Source organism: Streptomyces sp. NPDC052042 (genome assembly GCF_044548345.1).
In the GTDB taxonomy this organism is placed as follows: Bacteria; Actinomycetota; Actinomycetes; order Streptomycetales; family Streptomycetaceae; genus Streptomyces.
Genome location: NZ_JBIUBU010000090.1, coordinates 1 through 1,099, shown reverse-complemented (window position 1 = coordinate 1,099; position 1,099 = coordinate 1). Strand labels below are relative to the sequence as shown.

Genomic DNA, 1,099 nt, shown 5'->3' with positions numbered 1-1,099 from the left:
CCCCCAGGCGATGGAGGTGGTGGGTTGTCCTTGGGTGTGGCGTTGTTGGGCGAGGGCGTCGAGGTGGGCGTTGGCGGCGGCGTAGAGGGATTGTCCGCTGCTGCCCCAGGTGGCGGCGGCGGAGGAGAAGAGGACGAAGGTGTCGAGGGGGGTGTGGGTGGTGTGGTGGTGGAGGAGTTGGGCGCCGGTGGTTTTGGCGTTGAGGATGTGGGTGGCTTGGGTGGGGGTGAGTTGGGTGAGGGGGGTGGTTTGGGGGGTTCCGGCGGTGTGGAAGATGGCGCTGAGGGGTGGGTGGTTGGTGGTGGTGTTGTGGATGAGGTTGTGGACTTGTTCGGGGTTGGTGAGGTCGCAGGGTGTGATGGTGGTGTGGGTGCCGAGTTGGGTGAGTTCGTGGTGGAGTTGGGTGGCGCCGGGGGCGTTGGGTCCTTGGCGTGAGGTGAGGATGAGGTGGGTTGCGCCTTTGTGGGCGAGCCAGCGGGCGATGTGGGTGCCGAGGGCGCCGGTGCCGCCGGTGATGAGGATGGTGCCTTGGGGTGGGGTCCAGGGGGTGGCTGTGGTGGTGGGGGTGGTGGGGGTGAGGCGGCGGGCGTAGGTGGTGTTGGTGCGGATGGCGATTTGGTCTTCGTGGGGGTGGTGGTTGGTGGTGAGGTGGGTGGTGAGTTGTTGGAGGTGGTGGGGTGTGGGGTGTGGGGGGAGGTCGATGAGGCCGCCCCAGTGGTGGGGGTGTTCGAGGGCGGCGGTTTGGCCGAGGCCCCAGATGCGGGCGGTGTAGGGGTTGGGTGTTTCGGTGGGGTGGGTGGTGACGGCTTGGCGGGTGGTGATCCAGAGGCGGGTGGTGAGGGTGGTGTTGGTGAGGGCTTGGATGGTGGTGAGGGTGGTGGCGGTGGCGGGGTCGAGGGCGGGGTTGTGGGTGGGGTTGTGGGGGTGTGGGTTGTGGGGTGTGGGGATGAGGAGGATGCCGGTGAGGCCTTGGGGGTGGTTGGCGAGGTGGGTGAGGTGGGTGGTGAGGGTGGGTGTGTCGGTGGTGGGGTCGAGGGTGAGTGGGATGGTGTCGGCGCCGGCTGTGTGGAGTGCTGTGGTGATGTCGCGGACGAGTTGG

The 1,099-nt window shown here is 67.9% G+C and carries 1 protein-coding gene; it reads right to left on the bottom strand.

The window, feature by feature from the left end:
• Positions 1-1,099, bottom strand: a 1,099-nt coding sequence (locus ACIHCL_RS36995) for a beta-ketoacyl reductase (protein ID WP_399868940.1), incomplete at both ends; no start/stop codon positions are given.